Source organism: Planococcus plakortidis (genome assembly GCF_001687605.2).
Classification (GTDB): Bacteria; Bacillota; Bacilli; order Bacillales_A; family Planococcaceae; genus Planococcus; species Planococcus plakortidis.
In genome coordinates, this window is record NZ_CP016539.2 from 797,384 (window position 1) to 811,600 (window position 14,217).

Annotated in this window: 16 protein-coding genes; 8 read left to right on the forward strand and 8 right to left on the reverse strand. The window is 48.8% G+C overall.

Annotated elements, in window-relative coordinates; translation table 11 throughout:
* Nucleotides 1-165 precede the first annotated feature (165 nt).
* A complete protein-coding gene (locus BBI15_RS04075; protein ID WP_068872423.1) occupies nt 166-1,350 on the forward strand; it encodes an iron-containing alcohol dehydrogenase in 1,185 nt (394 codons plus the stop codon).
* A gap of 279 nt (nt 1,351-1,629) precedes the next feature.
* On the opposite strand, the gene BBI15_RS04080 is transcribed toward BBI15_RS04075, so the two are convergent.
* Nucleotides 1,630-2,658 (reverse strand): NADP-dependent oxidoreductase, encoded by a 1,029-nt coding sequence (locus tag BBI15_RS04080; protein WP_068872424.1) that lies wholly within the window; start codon nt 2,656-2,658, stop codon nt 1,630-1,632.
* A gap of 157 nt (nt 2,659-2,815) precedes the next feature.
* Here BBI15_RS04080 and BBI15_RS04085 point away from each other — a divergent pair, with 157 nt between their 5' ends.
* The 3 genes from BBI15_RS04085 to BBI15_RS04095 all read left to right on the forward strand — a co-directional run bounded on the left by BBI15_RS04085 (nt 2,816) and on the right by BBI15_RS04095 (nt 5,290).
* Nucleotides 2,816-3,943 carry an NADH-dependent flavin oxidoreductase gene (locus BBI15_RS04085; RefSeq protein ID WP_068872425.1) on the forward strand — a complete coding sequence of 376 codons (1,128 nt, stop codon included), beginning with the start codon at nt 2,816-2,818 and terminating at the stop codon, nt 3,941-3,943.
* Nucleotides 3,944-4,059: 116 nt separating this feature from the next.
* Nucleotides 4,060-4,707 carry a DUF1643 domain-containing protein gene (locus BBI15_RS04090; RefSeq protein ID WP_068872426.1) on the forward strand — a complete coding sequence of 216 codons (648 nt, stop codon included), beginning with the start codon at nt 4,060-4,062 and terminating at the stop codon, nt 4,705-4,707.
* Between the two features lie 73 nt (nt 4,708-4,780).
* Nucleotides 4,781-5,290 (forward strand): DinB family protein, encoded by a 510-nt coding sequence (locus BBI15_RS04095; protein WP_068872427.1) that lies wholly within the window; start codon nt 4,781-4,783, stop codon nt 5,288-5,290.
* A 54-nt stretch (nt 5,291-5,344) separates the two neighbouring features.
* Here the strand turns inward: BBI15_RS04095 and BBI15_RS04100 are convergent, their stop codons facing one another.
* From BBI15_RS04100 to BBI15_RS04115, 4 genes are all read right to left on the reverse strand, one after another.
* Complete coding sequence (locus BBI15_RS04100) at nt 5,345-6,244, reverse strand: LysR family transcriptional regulator (protein WP_068872428.1); 900 nt, start codon at nt 6,242-6,244, stop codon at nt 5,345-5,347.
* Nucleotides 6,245-6,374: 130 nt separating this feature from the next.
* A complete protein-coding gene (locus BBI15_RS04105) occupies nt 6,375-8,090 on the reverse strand; it encodes a GMC family oxidoreductase (protein ID WP_068872429.1) in 1,716 nt (571 codons plus the stop codon).
* Nucleotides 8,091-8,111: 21 nt separating this feature from the next.
* Complete coding sequence (locus BBI15_RS04110; protein ID WP_068872430.1) at nt 8,112-8,870, reverse strand: gluconate 2-dehydrogenase subunit 3 family protein; 759 nt, start codon at nt 8,868-8,870, stop codon at nt 8,112-8,114.
* Between the two features lie 246 nt (nt 8,871-9,116).
* Nucleotides 9,117-9,374: a hypothetical protein gene (locus BBI15_RS04115; protein ID WP_068872431.1), complete on the reverse strand. Its 258-nt coding sequence runs from the start codon at nt 9,372-9,374 to the stop codon at nt 9,117-9,119.
* 227 nt (nt 9,375-9,601) lie between these two features.
* On the opposite strand from BBI15_RS04115, the gene BBI15_RS04120 reads away from it, so the two are divergent.
* From BBI15_RS04120 to nhaC, 4 genes are all read left to right on the forward strand, one after another.
* Entirely contained in the window at nt 9,602-9,799 is a 198-nt protein-coding gene (locus BBI15_RS04120; RefSeq protein ID WP_068872432.1) for a twin-arginine translocase TatA/TatE family subunit, read from the forward strand.
* A 70-nt stretch (nt 9,800-9,869) separates the two neighbouring features.
* On the forward strand, nt 9,870-10,607 hold the full coding sequence (gene tatC / locus BBI15_RS04125) for a twin-arginine translocase subunit TatC (protein WP_068872433.1): 738 nt from the start codon (nt 9,870-9,872) through the stop codon (nt 10,605-10,607).
* 22 nt (nt 10,608-10,629) lie between these two features.
* Entirely contained in the window at nt 10,630-10,851 is a 222-nt protein-coding gene (gene tatA, locus BBI15_RS04130) for a twin-arginine translocase TatA/TatE family subunit (protein ID WP_068872434.1), read from the forward strand.
* 369 nt (nt 10,852-11,220) lie between these two features.
* Nucleotides 11,221-12,615 carry a Na+/H+ antiporter NhaC gene (nhaC, locus tag BBI15_RS04135; RefSeq protein ID WP_068872435.1) on the forward strand — a complete coding sequence of 465 codons (1,395 nt, stop codon included), beginning with the start codon at nt 11,221-11,223 and terminating at the stop codon, nt 12,613-12,615.
* Nucleotides 12,616-12,687: 72 nt separating this feature from the next.
* On the opposite strand, the gene BBI15_RS04140 is transcribed toward nhaC, so the two are convergent.
* The 3 genes from BBI15_RS04140 to BBI15_RS04150 form a co-directional block, all read right to left on the reverse strand.
* Complete coding sequence (locus BBI15_RS04140) at nt 12,688-13,113, reverse strand: hypothetical protein (protein ID WP_068872436.1); 426 nt, start codon at nt 13,111-13,113, stop codon at nt 12,688-12,690.
* A gap of 80 nt (nt 13,114-13,193) precedes the next feature.
* Nucleotides 13,194-13,403, reverse strand: coding sequence for a helix-turn-helix domain-containing protein (locus tag BBI15_RS04145; RefSeq protein ID WP_068872437.1), 210 nt, complete (start codon nt 13,401-13,403; stop codon nt 13,194-13,196).
* Between the two features lie 9 nt (nt 13,404-13,412).
* Nucleotides 13,413-13,892 carry a DUF2975 domain-containing protein gene (locus tag BBI15_RS04150; protein ID WP_068872438.1) on the reverse strand — a complete coding sequence of 160 codons (480 nt, stop codon included), beginning with the start codon at nt 13,890-13,892 and terminating at the stop codon, nt 13,413-13,415.
* Nucleotides 13,893-14,217: the final 325 nt, after the last annotated feature.

Below are 14,217 nucleotides of genomic sequence, written 5' to 3' on the forward strand. Positions count from 1 at the left end.
CCCATTTCCAGGGCATCGGGATTTTATGTGTCTTCAATAGATTGAATCTTGAAACAATTATACTTACAATTGAAGAGTGGGAAAATAAAAGAATGAGGTGCTTCTTTTTAACGACTTATTGTTAATGAGGCCAGTATCGTAAAAGACCGAAATGGAGTGGATGATGTGTCGAGCAAACTTACATTCATGCCGATCAGCCATACCGGCTGGGGCGCATTGGAACAATTAACGGACGAAGCGGAACGGCTGAATGCGAGCAATGTCCTCATCGTCACCGACCCGTTTCTCGAAGAATTGGGGATGACGAAAAAAATCGTCGAACCGCTTGAAGCAAAAGGGTGGAAAACAAGCATCTATACAGAAGTCGTGCCGGAGCCGCCGCTTGAAGTCGGGGAAAAACTGGTCGCCTATACGAAGGAAAATAAATTTGATTTGGTCATCGGACTTGGTGGCGGAAGCGCACTCGACCTTGCGAAATTAGCAGGCGTCCTCGCGACGCATGAAGGAAATGTGGCTGACTACTTGAATCTGACGGGTGAACGGGCGCTAGTCGATAAAGGCATCCCAAGAATTTTAATTCCGACGACTTCCGGAACGGGTTCCGAAGTGACCAATATTGCTGTATTGTCGCTGGAATCCTCAAAAGACGTAGTCACTCATGATTATTTATTGCCGGACGTGGCGATTGTCGACCCAGAATTGACGGTTTCCTTGCCGCCGAAAGTGACGGCTGCGACAGGTATCGACGCGTTGACGCATGCAGTGGAGGCGTATGTGTCGAAGAACGCCAATCCGGTGACAGACGGCCTGGCGTTGCAGGCCATCCGCTTGATCAGCGGGTCGATACGCACAGCAGTAGAAGACGGGGAAAACAAAGAAGCGCGCACGAATATGAGCTACGGCAGTTATTTGGCAGGATTGGCCTTCTTCAATGCCGGCGTTGCCGGTGTGCACGCCTTGGCGTATCCGCTTGGCGGCCAGTTCCATATCTCGCACGGTGAATCCAATGCCGTCTTGCTTCCGTATGTCATGGGCTATATCCGCCCGAGCTGTGAGAAGAGAATGAAGGACATCGTCGAGGCGATGGGCGTCAACGTCACGCAATTGGATGACCAACAAGCTTCCTATGCATGCGTCGAGGAGTTGAAAAAACTCGTCGCCGACGTGAATATTCCCGTGTCGCTGAAAGGCTTCGACATTGGGGAAGACGCCTTGGACAGTTTGGCAGACGACGGCATCAAGCAAACAAGAATCTTGGCGAGAAGCCCGATGCCGCTTGAGAGAGAAGATATTTACGCAATCTACCATGCCGCCTATTCAGGAGAAGTCGCTGAAAAGAAGATGGTGTGATATGAAAAAGTTAGGAAGCTTTAATTGAAAAGAAGGGTTCATAGTACAAAAGAATTCTTCAAGTATCAGATATGAATCTCTGCTTATGTCAGTGAAGTGGAAGCCGGCGACTCCTGCGGGAACAGCACGAGCCGAAGACCCTGCAGGAGCGTCAGCGACGAAGCGGCTGAGGCCGTGCCCGCGGAAAGCGTCCGGCTGGAACGAAACATAAAAAGCTGAAGCAGGAAACCATTCAGGTTCCCGCTTCAGCTTTTGTGTTTCTATAGAAGAAAGTGAGATTTACAGTTTAGCAAACTCCGGGTCAGCGACTTTCACCAATTGCTTGCCGAGGTTGCTGCCTTCGAACAAGCCAAGGAATGCTTCCGGTGTTTTCTCGAAGCCTTCTACGATCGTTTCCTCGTATTTCAGTTTCCCTTCTTGTAGCCATTTGCCGAGCTCTTTTGCGCCGGTTTTGAAATCATGCGCGTAATCGCCGAGCGTGAAGCCTTTCATCATCGAGCTCGTCGTGATGAATTTCCACTGGATGCGCGGGCCGATATCCCCTTCTGGGTTGTTGTAAGCCGAGATGGCACCGCATAAGACGACGCGTGCGTTGCGGTTGATTTCAAAAATGACCGCGTCCGATACCTCGCCGCCGACATTGTCGAAATAGACGTCAACGCCGTTCGGGACGGCTTTTTTGAATGCTTCTTTGAAGTTATCGTCTTTATAGTTTACGGCTTCGTCGAATCCAAGTTCGTTGATCAGGTAGTCGATCTTATTCTGTGAACCGGCGATGCCGACGACGTGTGCGCCTTTCAGTTTGGCGATCTGCCCGACGACTGAACCGACAGCTCCTGCTGCGCCTGAGACAACGACCGTTTCGCCTTGTTGCGGCTTGCCGATATCGAGCAGGCCGAAGTAGGCTGTGAGGCCAGTCAAGCCGAGTATCCCGAGACGAGTCGTGATCGGTGCAATGGATGGATCAACCTTCTGCACTGATTTCGCATCCGCGACATTATACTGTGCCCAATCCAATGTGCCAGTGACGATATCGCCTTGTTTGAAAGCATCGGAATTTGACTCGATGACTTCAGCCAGCACGCCGCCGGTAATGGCTTTGTTCAATTCGAACGGTGCCACATAGGATTTCTGGTCTTTCATGCGTCCGCGCATATACGGGTCAACGGAAAGGTATAAAGTTTTCAGCAATAATTCATCCGTACCGATTGTCGGGATATTTTTTTCGACAAAATTAAAGTCGCTGTCAGTGGGCGTGCCTTCTGGGCGGTTCGCCAATTGGATTTCTCTATATGTGTTTGGTGTCATGTAAATTCCTCCTTGGAATAAGTTTGCATAGAAGAGCGTACCACTCCCAAAGAAAGGAAGTAAAATTTCCAGCTCGCCAAGCTCGTATTGTTGTAGTTGTCCTAACGCTATGATATTTTAATATAACTAACTTTAATTCAAGGGAAGAGGTCATTAAATGAATCCGCAATACAAGCCATTATTCGAAGAAATCACCTTGCCGAACGGCGTTGTCCTGTCTGACCGTTTAGGCGTCGCGCCGATGACGACATATTCAGGAAATCCGGACGGCACTGTCTCGGATGCAGAACTTTCGTATTACCAGCGCCGCGCAGGTCTCGGCAGCCTGTTCGTCTCCGCCTGCATCGCCGTTTCAGAAAACGGCATCGCCTTCCCGAACCAATTTGTCGCATTCAAAGACGACGTTATGCCGCGCTTGAAGCAGCTCGCGTCGGAAATGAAATCACAAGGCAGCAAAGCCATCCTGCAAATGCAGCACGGCGGTCGCCAAGGCCAGCCGGACTTAATCCAAGCGGGTGAAACGGTCGCACCAAGCGCCATCGCGGAATCTGCGGACAAGCCGACACCGCGCGCGTTGACGGGAGAAGAAATCACGGACATCATCCGCGATTTCGGTGAAACGACGCGCCGCGCGATCGAAGCCGGATTTGACGGTGTGGAAATCCACGGCGCCAACACATATTTAATCCAGCAATTCGTCTCAGCCACTTATAATCAGCGTGAAGACGAGTGGGGCGGCAGCTTAGAGAACCGCTTGAAGTTCGGTGTCGCGGTATTGGACGAAGTGAAACAAGTCGCTGCGAAACATGCAGACGACAGCTTCATCATCGGCTACCGTTTGTCACCGGAGGAAAACAATGCCGATTCGGTCGGCTATACGATTGAAGAAACGAAACAATTGGTCGAATTGTTGATCGAAGGCGGCATCCATTATATCCACGTATCGCTTATGGAATTCAAAAAAGCGCCGCGCGGCATGGAAGACGGGGACAGCATCGTCCAAATTCTGTCGAAACAAATCAACGGCCGCGTCGCATTTGTCGTAGTCGGCGGCGTCACGCAGCCTGAACATGCGGTAGCCGCACTTGAAGAAGGCGCGGACATCGTCGTCATGGGCCGTCAAGCACTGGTCGATCCGGAATGGACCGAGAAAGTGAAGCAAGGAAATGAAGCAGACATCAACGAAACGATCCCGCAAGAACTGGTCGGCAAACTCGACATCCCGGAAATGATGTGGAACGCCATCACTTCTTACGGCATGGTCAAAGTTGACGCGAAAGTATAAAGAATAGCAAGCTCCCAGGCCGGATATGGCCTGGGAGCTTTTTGATTCGACAAAAGACGTGGATCTTCCATATTTGTTAGACTTAAATGAAGAATACGTATACGAGGAGTGATTGTGTGTCACTGATTCCAGCTGAACACTTGAAGCAACTCTTTTCGGTTGAGGCAAAGTTTTATCATGTCGAAATAGAGGACGAAAAGATTCTCATGCGCCGTGAAGCACGCATCAGGCGAAACGGCGTTTCTACGACTCGAGCAGACGCAGTGATCGTCATGATCAACCCATCCAATTGCGCGCAAGCTGGCGAAACTTTAAAGAGCCCGCATGACGCGGAGTGGATCTCCACCAAACCGAATCCGACGCAATACCAGTTGATGAACTTGATGGAGCGGCAGGAATGGAATTTGATCACGCTCATCAATTTATCGGATATTTGCGAAGGGAATATCGGGAGCTTCAAAATCATTGAAAACAAGTTCAAGAGAACGGGTATCTCCCACTCGCTATTCCAAGAAGACAATGTGCAAGAGCGTCAAGCTTTACTGGCGTCTGCAGATCATCTCATTTTTGCCTGGGGCTCGTCGACTGTCGCCAAAAGGCTCGCTGCACAGTTCGGCTTGTTCCAAGAGGGCAGCCCAGAAAAGTCGTATGTACACGCGAAAGCATTGTTGGCAGTTGAAAATGGTTTCCCGCGTCACCCGAAACCCGCGACGGTTGCGGACCGGATCGTCTGGTTAGATAAGATGGAAGCCTTGCTTCAATAATTGGAATAAGTTCATTATTTGAAAAATGCATATGCTATTATCATTTTTTGTTCTATTAAAAGGAGGCGGCAGGATGGACTACCGGATCAAAGAGCAAACAGGATTCTCACCCAGAGTCGGTGAACTTGTCTCGATGCTCAATTATACGCGCGCGGTTACATTGGCGGATGTGGAAGGTTTGTCGACCGAAGAGCTCGATTATTTGGCTGACGGACATTCGAATTCGATTGGGGCGCTATTGATGCACATGTCGGCGATTGAATTTGTCCACCAGGTCATTGCATTCGAAAATCGTGACTTGCCGGAGCGAGAACTGGAGCAATGGATTGTCCCGCTTGAACTGGGTGACAAAGCGAGAAGCGAAATCCGCAACCAGCCGCTTGATTATTACCTGGATGCATTAAACAAGGTCAGGGACAAGATGCTGTCGCTATTGGAAAGTGTCGACGATAGTTGGTTGTACGAAGAAGGAGAGTATTATAACGGAGTTGTCTACAATAAGTATTATCTCTGGTTTCATGTCGTGGAAGATGAAACAAGCCATCGTGGGCAGATCCGCATCCTTAAGCGAATGCTTAAATAATCGCACCAAAAAAGCTCAAGGCATACGATGCCTTGAGCTTTTTCTATGCGTCCGTCATGACGATGCTTGTGCTTTTACCTGTTCCAAAAAGCCGGTGGCATAGCGGATAAACTCTTTGACTGCGTCGGTTTGATGTCGGTCTTTATGCCATACCAATCCGACGGTGCGCGTACAGATGGGCTGGGAGATCCTCAATTCTTTTACTGCGAGAGAAGGCAGGCGCTTGCTTCGGATGAGGGACGGGCTGAAAGCGACGCCGAGCCCTTTGGAGACCAGTTCATAGGTGACGCCTGTTTCATCTCCTTCAAACGCAAAGTCGGGATAGAAACCGGCTTCTCCACAAAATTGCTCGGTCATGTCCCGAAACCCGTAGCCCGGAGGCATGACGATAAAAGGATCATTTTTCACTTCAATCAATTCGATGTCTTCGCGATCTGCAAGTGGATGGCTGGACGGGACGGCGAGGAAAATTTCTTCTTCGATGATCGGGCGCCATTCCAAATCCTCTCCTTCAAGCGGAAAGGTGGAAATGGCGACATCGATTTCGCCGCTTTCAAGCTGGTTTTTCAAACGCTCCGCAAAAGCCTGGTATTGGCGGAAGCGGGCATTCGGGTAGACATCCAGAAATCCAGCGAGCAGTTCAGGCAAGATGGTCGGAATGGTCACGGCGACAGAGACGAGGTTGTTTTGCTTTTCTGCCAAAAACGCCAATTCCTTTTCGCCTTTTTGAATTTCTCGGAAAACATTTTCGACAACTTGTAAATACGCTTCACCGAGCGGGTTTAATTGGATTTTTCGGCCGGAGCGATTGAATAGTTCGTAGCCTAAGCGCTGTTCGAGTTTGGAAATGGTTTTGCTGAGGGCAGGTTGTGAAACATTCAAAGCGTGGGCGGCTTTCGTTAAATGCTGGTGTTTGGCTACTTCCTGGAAATAGCGCATTTGCAATAAATCCATGGGGCGGGCTCCTTTCGCTGGAGGCATGTTCTATCTGTCAGTTTAGCCTACCCCGAAGCCATTCCGCAAATCGATTCAAGAAAGCTTACAAACCAAAAAAACCGCAGTTCCGAAGAACCACGGTCCAAGTTTATACGAGTGAGCCGCCTTCATCCAAGTAACGCTGGATGCCTTCCGCCGCGCGGTAGGAAAGCGCGCCGAGCGTTCCGGTCGGATTGAAGGAGCTATTGTGCGGGAAAGCGGAAGCGCCGACGACGAAGACGTTGTCAGCGTCCCACATCTGCAAATATGTGTTAACGGCAGAGGTTTCAGGGTCTGTCCCCATGATGACGCCGCCTGTATTGTGCGTATTGGTGTCTTTATTGACGTTGAAATCGCTTTGGGTGTCGTTTGTATCGATGATATCCGCACCGATTTCTTCTGCAATTTCATGTGTTTTTTGCGAAATGTATTTCACTAGTTCACGGTCGTGTTCTGTGTAATCATATGTCATGCGCAGCAAAGGTTTGCCGTACGCATCTTTATAAGTCGGATCCAAATCCAGGTAGTTGTAGCGGTAAGGCATGCTGGCACCTTGTGATTTAACTGGGAAGAAGCTATTGCTGTATTTGATCGACTGGCTCTTGAACTCTGCACCCCAGGCAGGCGTGCCTTTTGGAACGACGTTATTGGCAATCGGCCGGTTGCCGTATTGCGTGACGCGGATACCTGCACCGTGGATGAATTTTAGGTCAGAATGGTCGAAATTGTCGCCCGCGTATTCGGGGATTTCGATTCCCAAAGCACCGGCGCCGCCGTATAGATTGAATTCCTGGTCTTCGAAGAACATCATCGAAGAAGCCGAGCTGACTTGATAGGCATAGTTTTTACCGATCACGCCGGTATTGGATTTTGAGTCGTACGGTTTTCCGAGGCCTGAATTCAATAATAAGCGGACGTTATTGAAGACGTAGCTAGTCACGACCACAACTTCTGCTGGCTGTTCAAACTCTTCGCCGGTGATCATGTCGATGTAGAGGACACCGGTCGCTTTTGTTCCGTCGTTCAAGATTTCGGTGACATTGGAATAGGTGCGTAAATCCAGTTGTCCGGTATCTTTGGCGACGGGGATGACGGTCACGGCAGGATCTGCTTTCGCGCCGTATTCACAGCCGAAGTTTTCGCAAAATGCGCAGTACTGGCAGGCGCCGCGAGAAATGCCATCCGGGTTTTCGTACGCTTCCGATAAATTGGCGGACGGCAAGACGTATGGTGTATAGCCGAGATTTTTCGTCGCTTCTTCAAACATTTTCATGATGGGCGTCTTGAGCATTGGGCCGGTCGGATAAGGGTTCGAGCGTTTGCCGTAGGATTCCACTGTCTCGCCGGAAATCCCCGCCATTTTTTCGAACGTGTCGTAATACGGCTCCATCTCATCATAAGTCAGTCCCCAATCCTGGATCGGGTAATCGGCGCCGAGTTTGTCGGGACCGTATTTTTCATCGGTCATCGATTTGATTTCGAAGTCATACGGCAAGAAACGGTAAGTTTGGCCGTTCCAATGCGACCCGGCGCCGCCCACGCCGTCACCGACGATGAACGTGCCATAATCACGCATCGGCAAAGCACGCATCTTTTCGTTATTGCGATGCGTGATGGTTTCTTTTGATAGATCCTGCATCAATTCTTCACGGTGCTGATAGCGCAGTTCGTCGTGCGCCATCAAATAATCGCTCGTCTTGCGGTCTTTCCCGCGTTCGAGCCCGACGACCGGGATGCCGGCTTTCGTCAATTCTGCCGAGACAATCCCGCCAGCCCAGCCCATGCCGACCACGACGACGGGTACTTTAGGCAATTTTGTAGCCATGTTCATTCATCCTTTCTTTCCTCAATGCCCCATATGGCTGTTCAAGCCTTGTGGCGGCAATTCCACAAATTTATCCTGTTGAATTTCTTTGACGTACGCCATGCGGGAGCCTGGGTATTTTCGCATCGCCCAACCCTCCATATTTTTATTGCCGCCATATAACGGGTCGGCATAGACGCCTTCGATCGTCAAAGTTCGCAGCAAGCTGAAGAACAGGGGCGATTTGACGCTTGAAATATCGGGCACTTTTCCGTCGCTGAAATCCGTCAAGACCTGATCCTGCTGTTCAGGTTCAAGGTCGATGAATGGATTGTCGTATTGTTTCTGGCTATAGGCATCGAGTGCTTTCAAGCCAAGGAGGAATAAATCTTTGCGCAGGATGCGAATTTGGCTGCCCTGTGTTTCTTCTGCCTCAAAGAAAGGCGCAGCCATATATTCCTTGGAATTGATTCCCCATGGGCTTGCAAGCTGGTGATCGATGTAGATGGCCGCGTTCAATTCCATCGCGCCGGGGCCATTATCGTCTTTCGGATAAATGCGTTCGGCTACTGCTTGGGTCAATCGGTATTGATCGGGAGTGAAGAATTGGAGCGCTTCTGCCGGGTTGACCGTCAACTGCTTGGCAGGGGCGACGTCATGCGTAGCGACTTGTTCTTTGCCGCCGAGCAGGCTGCCGAGCGCGCCGCCTAATACGACACCGCCTACCGTGAGTCCCGAATTCCTCAGAAACTCGCGCCGTGTCGATCCTTTTTTTGTCGGGGATTTAGCGTCTTCCGCCATGGTAAAACCTCCTGTATCGTGTGGAATAAGTATGAATGAGAAACTGTTGGTTCTAGAAAGAACGGAGGATTTTAGAAAAATCCCACGTTCGAAAAACCGGTTTATACAGTCGTAAAACTAGCACAATGAATGATTATACGCTTAGGGACACGAAAAAAATAATACTTGTTTTCACATATTTAAATAACCTAATGGTTATATTAAAGAATAAAAAAAAGACCGCTCCCAAAAAGAGCGGCGCTGCTATCAAGAAAAGATGGCATGGAAATTATTGCTTAATGAAAACAAGGCAGTGCTGAATAATAAAGCAAAAATGAACAGCCAGTATTTCGTTCCGCTCCAAAAGAACACAATCATTGCTATTCCGACGCCAGTTCCAGCTAATGCGAACCAAGGGAAGGGGCTATAGAAGAGGGAAAGGAAGTAACTGAAGTCCAGTGCGATGAAAATCCCAAGAAGAACTTGGTTGATCATTCTCAATTCCTCGTCATTATATTTCGTCATGTTTATTTCACCTGCCTACAAAAATATTGATAACCTTAAATATATGATTTACAAATCATTAATTAAGAGTATAATGACTTTTTGAAAGCCGAGTCAATCTATATTTTTTCACGCAGCCTTGAGCCGAATGCAAAAATCAAAGAACCTTCCATATAGGCTCGATGGCAAAACTTGCGTGCACATACAAGCACGATGGCAGGCGAAAACTACAGATAGGAGGAGAGAGGATGCCAAATATCGGAGTCCCAGGACTGATTTTAATTTTAGTGATCGCGTTGATCGTTTTCGGGCCGGCGAAGCTTCCGCAACTAGGGCGCGCTGTCGGAGAAACTTTAAGAGAATTTAAAAGCTCAACGAAAGAATTGATGAGCGATGACGATGCGACTGACAAAACCAATGACACAAAAGAAACGAAAAAGGATTGAAGCCAAAAGCTTGAGCTTTAGAGCAGACCATTCAGTGCTTTTGCTTCGTCTTTATTAGGTGGTACAGGAAATGGAACAGGAATTCACGCTTATCGAACATTTAACAGATCTCAGGAAACGGCTGATCATCACCGTGATGGCGTTTATCGCCTCACTCGCCGCGGGATTTGCGAGCGCTGCACACATCTTGAATTTCATCAAGCTGCAGCCGACTGCGGTGAATGTTGATTGGAACGTTTTTGGCTTTACCGACGGTATCATGATTTATTTTAAATGCGCCTTGGTCCTGGCGGTGTTGTTGACATTGCCGGTGGCGTTGCATCAAACTTGGCTATTCGTCAAACCTGCCTTATCGGAAATGGAGGCCAAAGGGACCTATGTTTATATCCCGGCATCGTTCCTATTGTTTCTGCTCGGGGTGAGCTTCAGCTATTTCATCATGTTCCCCATGATGCTGAACTTCATGTCGGATATCAATCAGTCCATCGGAGCCACGGAAACCTATGGGATGAGCCAATATTTCACCTTCCTATTCAATTTGGTCATTCCGGTCGGGCTGGTGTTCGAGATGCCGCTCATCGTCATGTTTTTGACGAAGCTTGGCATCGTTACGCCGCAATCGCTGCGGAAAATGCGCAAAATCGCTTACTTCGTTTTGGTGGTGGTCGGAGTGTTGATTTCACCACCCGATTTTCTATCGGATGTGCTGATCATTGTGCCGTTGTTTGCGCTATTTGAAATCAGCATCATCATTTCAGCCATCACGATGAAGCGCTCAACGAAAAACAAATTGGAACAGAAAGCATGACGCTAGCGAAAGGGGGAGGACCATCGTGCCCAATATAGGAATCCCGGGATTGGTTTTGATCTTGATCATCGCCTTGATCGTCTTTGGTCCAGCTAAACTGCCGCAGCTAGGAAAAGCGGCAGGGCAGACTTTGAAGGAATTCAAAAGTTCGACAAAAGGCATCATCGATGAGGTCTCAGATGAATTCAAGATGGATGATGCAAGCAATCAAGACGTAAAAAGAAATGACGGCAAGAAAAACTAAACTTGACCCAAAAGCACGCTCCCTGCAAAGCCATCAAGCAGGAGAGCGTGCTTTTTTCCGTTGAAGAATTCGTTCTTGACTTATTCGGGGGAGATGCTAAGATTTAAAGCAATTGCAAAAAGCAACGACGAATAGGTTGAATGATGAATGAGTAGGCTCATTGCGCGCAGCACAAAGAGACTGGACGGAAGGTGGAAGTCCAGGCAGCAATCGGGGTGAATTACGCCATCTGCAGTTTCGACGGTCAATTGAGTGGATGTTCCAAAGCGGAAGGTCAACTAGGGTGGTAACGCGGAGAAAACCTTCGTCCCTTTTTTAGGGGATGAGTGGTTTTCTTTTTTTATTTTCACAATACAGGAGGAACTGGACATGTTTCATATTAAAGCGATTTTATCACCGGGTACGAAAGAAGCGGCGGCACTCGTCGCACTGGTCGTCGCGATCATCAGCGTCAGCATCATCGGATTTGAAGCGGCTCCGCATGTGCCGATCTTAATAGCGATTTTGTTGCTGATGTGCTACGGGCTGGCTAAAAAATTATCGTACCGCGAACTGGAGCGGGGGTTGATCGAAGGCGCGGGCGCAGGAATGGGCGCCGTGTTCTTGTTCTTCTTCATCGGCATCCTCATCAGCAGCTGGATGATGAGCGGGACGATCCCGACTTTGATCTATGCCGGGTTCAGCCTGGTGACGCCTGTGTTTTTCTTTGCGGTGGTCTTTGTCGTCACGGCGATCATCGGGCTGTCTGTCGGCAGTTCCTTGACGACCGTGGCGACGGTAGGTGTTGCTTTGATCGGCATCGCCGGAGCGCTTGATTTGTCGCTGGCCATCACGGCAGGCGCAATCGTCTCGGGCGCCTTTTTCGGGGACAAGATGTCGCCGTTATCGGATACGACCAACTTGGCGGCTTCCATTGTCGGCGTGGATCTCTTCGAACACATCCGCAATATGGGGTGGACAACGATTCCTGCTTTTATTCTGACACTGATTTTCTTCGGTGTGTTATCGCCTTCAGTTACCTTGGACCATACCGAGGACATTGCCCTGTTCAAGGAAGGCTTGCTTGAGACCGGCTTGATTCATTGGTACGCCATGGCGCCTCTCGTCATCTTGATCGCCTTGACGGTATTCAAAGTACCTGCGGTTTTGACTTTGGCCGCAAGTTCGGTGGTAGCGCTTATCGTTTCCTTGTTCCACCAGAGCTTGCAAGTCTCGTCGATGCTCGGCATCCTGTTCGGCGGCTACGAATCATCGACCGGCATTGATGAAATCGATGCGCTGCTTTCGCGTGGCGGCATGGAAAGCATGTTCTTCACCATCGCTCTGGTGCTACTCGCGCTCAGCATGGGCGGATTATTATTCAAACTCGGCATCATCCAAAGTTTGCTGGCGAAAATCGAAAGCCTGCTGAAGAAAGTGTCTTCTGTCATCGTCGCATCCGCCTTGACGGCGATCGGCACGAACATCCTCGTCGGGGAACAATACTTATCGATCTTGCTGACGGGACAAGCGTTCAGTGAATCTTACGGAAAAGTCGGACTGGCCGGAAAGAACTTGAGCCGCGTCATGGAAGATGCTGGGACAGTCGTCAATCCGCTCGTGCCGTGGAGCGTCTGCGGGATTTTCATCGCCTCGGTGTTGGATGTTTCGACATTGGAATATTTGCCGTTTGCGTTCTTCTGCTTGCTGTCGCCTCTTTTGACGGTGTTGCTTGGGGTGAGCGGGAAAACCTTGACGTATATTAAAAAATCTCCAGTAAAGTGAATGCTAAGCAAGCCAAAAGGGCTGTCGCCAAGTCATCTTCATGATCTTAGCGACAGCCCTTTTTCTATATTTCTACTGGTTAAGGATTCCCTTGCTAGCCTGGGAATCGGTTTTGTGCTTGCTGAAAACGCCGTACAAGCCGAGTGCTATTTGGATGAAACTGAGGATGAAAAAGAACACGAGCGGCAAATACCAGTCGCCCAGCAATACAATCGGCAACGCCGCGCTCAGCGATAACAGGATTCCTAAACTAATAGTAGCGACAAAACATGTCCGCGTTTTCTTAGTGAATCCGCAAACTGCTGCCACAGCGTTTCCGATTCCGAAGACAACCATTCCATAAATAGCTAAAGCAGGCCAACTAGTAAAAGGCATGACGCCGACCCACTCGGGCGGGAACTCCACGAACATCCCCATGAACGGCAGCATGGAAATCCCCATAAAAAACGCGCCTAACGACATTGCTAGATTAAATGCAGCGACCAGTTTTGTCAGCAAGATCTTTTCCTCCTTTGGTTTCGAAGAATGAACAAGTTGCTCTGAAATTTACTGTTACTAAAAAGCGAAGGAAGTCAGGACTATTCTTCCTCCTGGTATTCCATTACATCGCCTGGCTGGCAGTCGAGCACTTTGCAGATGGCTTCAAGCGTCGAGAAACGGATCGCTTTCGCTTTGCCGTTTTTCAAGATGGACAAATTGGGCATGGTGACGCCGACTTTTTCGGATAGCTCGGTCATGCTCATTTTGCGCTTAGCAAGCATGACGTCGAGATTTATGATGATTGGCATGGTATCACCTCAGACCGTAAGATCGTTTTCTGATTTGATGTCGATGGCGTGTGTCAGCAGCTTCTGCAAAACTGCTGCGAAAACGGCGATGACAAGTGCACCGAAGCCGATTGCTGCGCCCATGAGAATAAGTCCCGGGGCATCATCAATTTCTGCGATGATGTAAAACAACGGCATCGCGAGAACGTAAATGCCGGTAATCACCAGCGCACACCGTTTGATGTTTTTGATCGCCGTCACTGAGCGCACAGAGAAGGCGATATTGTCATCGATAAAGCTCAATAATTTATAAGTCTGGTACAGCGCGACGAAATACGCAACCGCCGTTGCATAAAGCAAGGCGACAAACACATATTGCAAAAACGCCAGCTGATCCGGTCCGTCCTGGATAATGCTCGAAAGCGGCAGCACCACGAAGATGCACAACGCGATGACCGGCAGCGCCATGAGAAACAGCACCACTTTCAAAAACAAAGTCTCCCGTTTCATAAAACACACCTCTTTGCTTGTTAATATTTAAAGTATAGTGACTTATTTATTGATTATCAATAAAAAATTGTCGTTTAGCGATATTAAAATTTTGAAAGGAAAGGCTGAACAGAGGTATTTCTAATCAGTTTCTAACAAGTTATGCTTGTTGATTAAAGAAAATCATCTTAATTGCAAATTCCCTAGTCTTTTATTATCAGAATATTGAAATATTTATTGAAAAAGAGTACACTGAAACTGTTTAGCTCTATGGAATTTGTCGCACGCCATCCGAATTCAAGGAGTAAAAAAGGAGGAGTCGCAGTGACTAAGTTCGAAGAAAAAC

What these genes read in the sequence shown, in the direction of transcription:
- BBI15_RS04080 (WP_068872424.1), bottom strand. Translation starts at nt 2,658, where the DNA reads ATGACACCAAACACATATAGAGAAATCCAATTGGCGAACCGCCCAGAA.
- BBI15_RS04100 (WP_068872428.1), bottom strand. Translation starts at nt 6,244, where the DNA reads ATGGATTTATTGCAAATGCGCTATTTCCAGGAAGTAGCCAAACACCAG.
- tatC (WP_068872433.1), top strand. Translation starts at nt 9,870, where the DNA reads ATGGAACAGGAATTCACGCTTATCGAACATTTAACAGATCTCAGGAAA.
- BBI15_RS04145 (WP_068872437.1), bottom strand. Translation starts at nt 13,403, where the DNA reads ATGCCAATCATCATAAATCTCGACGTCATGCTTGCTAAGCGCAAAATG.
- BBI15_RS04105 (WP_068872429.1), bottom strand. Translation starts at nt 8,090, where the DNA reads ATGGCTACAAAATTGCCTAAAGTACCCGTCGTCGTGGTCGGCATGGGC.
- BBI15_RS04115 (WP_068872431.1), bottom strand. Translation starts at nt 9,374, where the DNA reads ATGACGAAATATAATGACGAGGAATTGAGAATGATCAACCAAGTTCTT.
- BBI15_RS04150 (WP_068872438.1), bottom strand. Translation starts at nt 13,892, where the DNA reads ATGAAACGGGAGACTTTGTTTTTGAAAGTGGTGCTGTTTCTCATGGCG.
- BBI15_RS04085 (WP_068872425.1), top strand. Translation starts at nt 2,816, where the DNA reads ATGAATCCGCAATACAAGCCATTATTCGAAGAAATCACCTTGCCGAAC.
- BBI15_RS04110 (WP_068872430.1), bottom strand. Translation starts at nt 8,870, where the DNA reads ATGGCGGAAGACGCTAAATCCCCGACAAAAAAAGGATCGACACGGCGC.
- BBI15_RS04095 (WP_068872427.1), top strand. Translation starts at nt 4,781, where the DNA reads ATGGACTACCGGATCAAAGAGCAAACAGGATTCTCACCCAGAGTCGGT.
- BBI15_RS04120 (WP_068872432.1), top strand. Translation starts at nt 9,602, where the DNA reads ATGCCAAATATCGGAGTCCCAGGACTGATTTTAATTTTAGTGATCGCG.
- nhaC (WP_068872435.1), top strand. Translation starts at nt 11,221, where the DNA reads ATGTTTCATATTAAAGCGATTTTATCACCGGGTACGAAAGAAGCGGCG.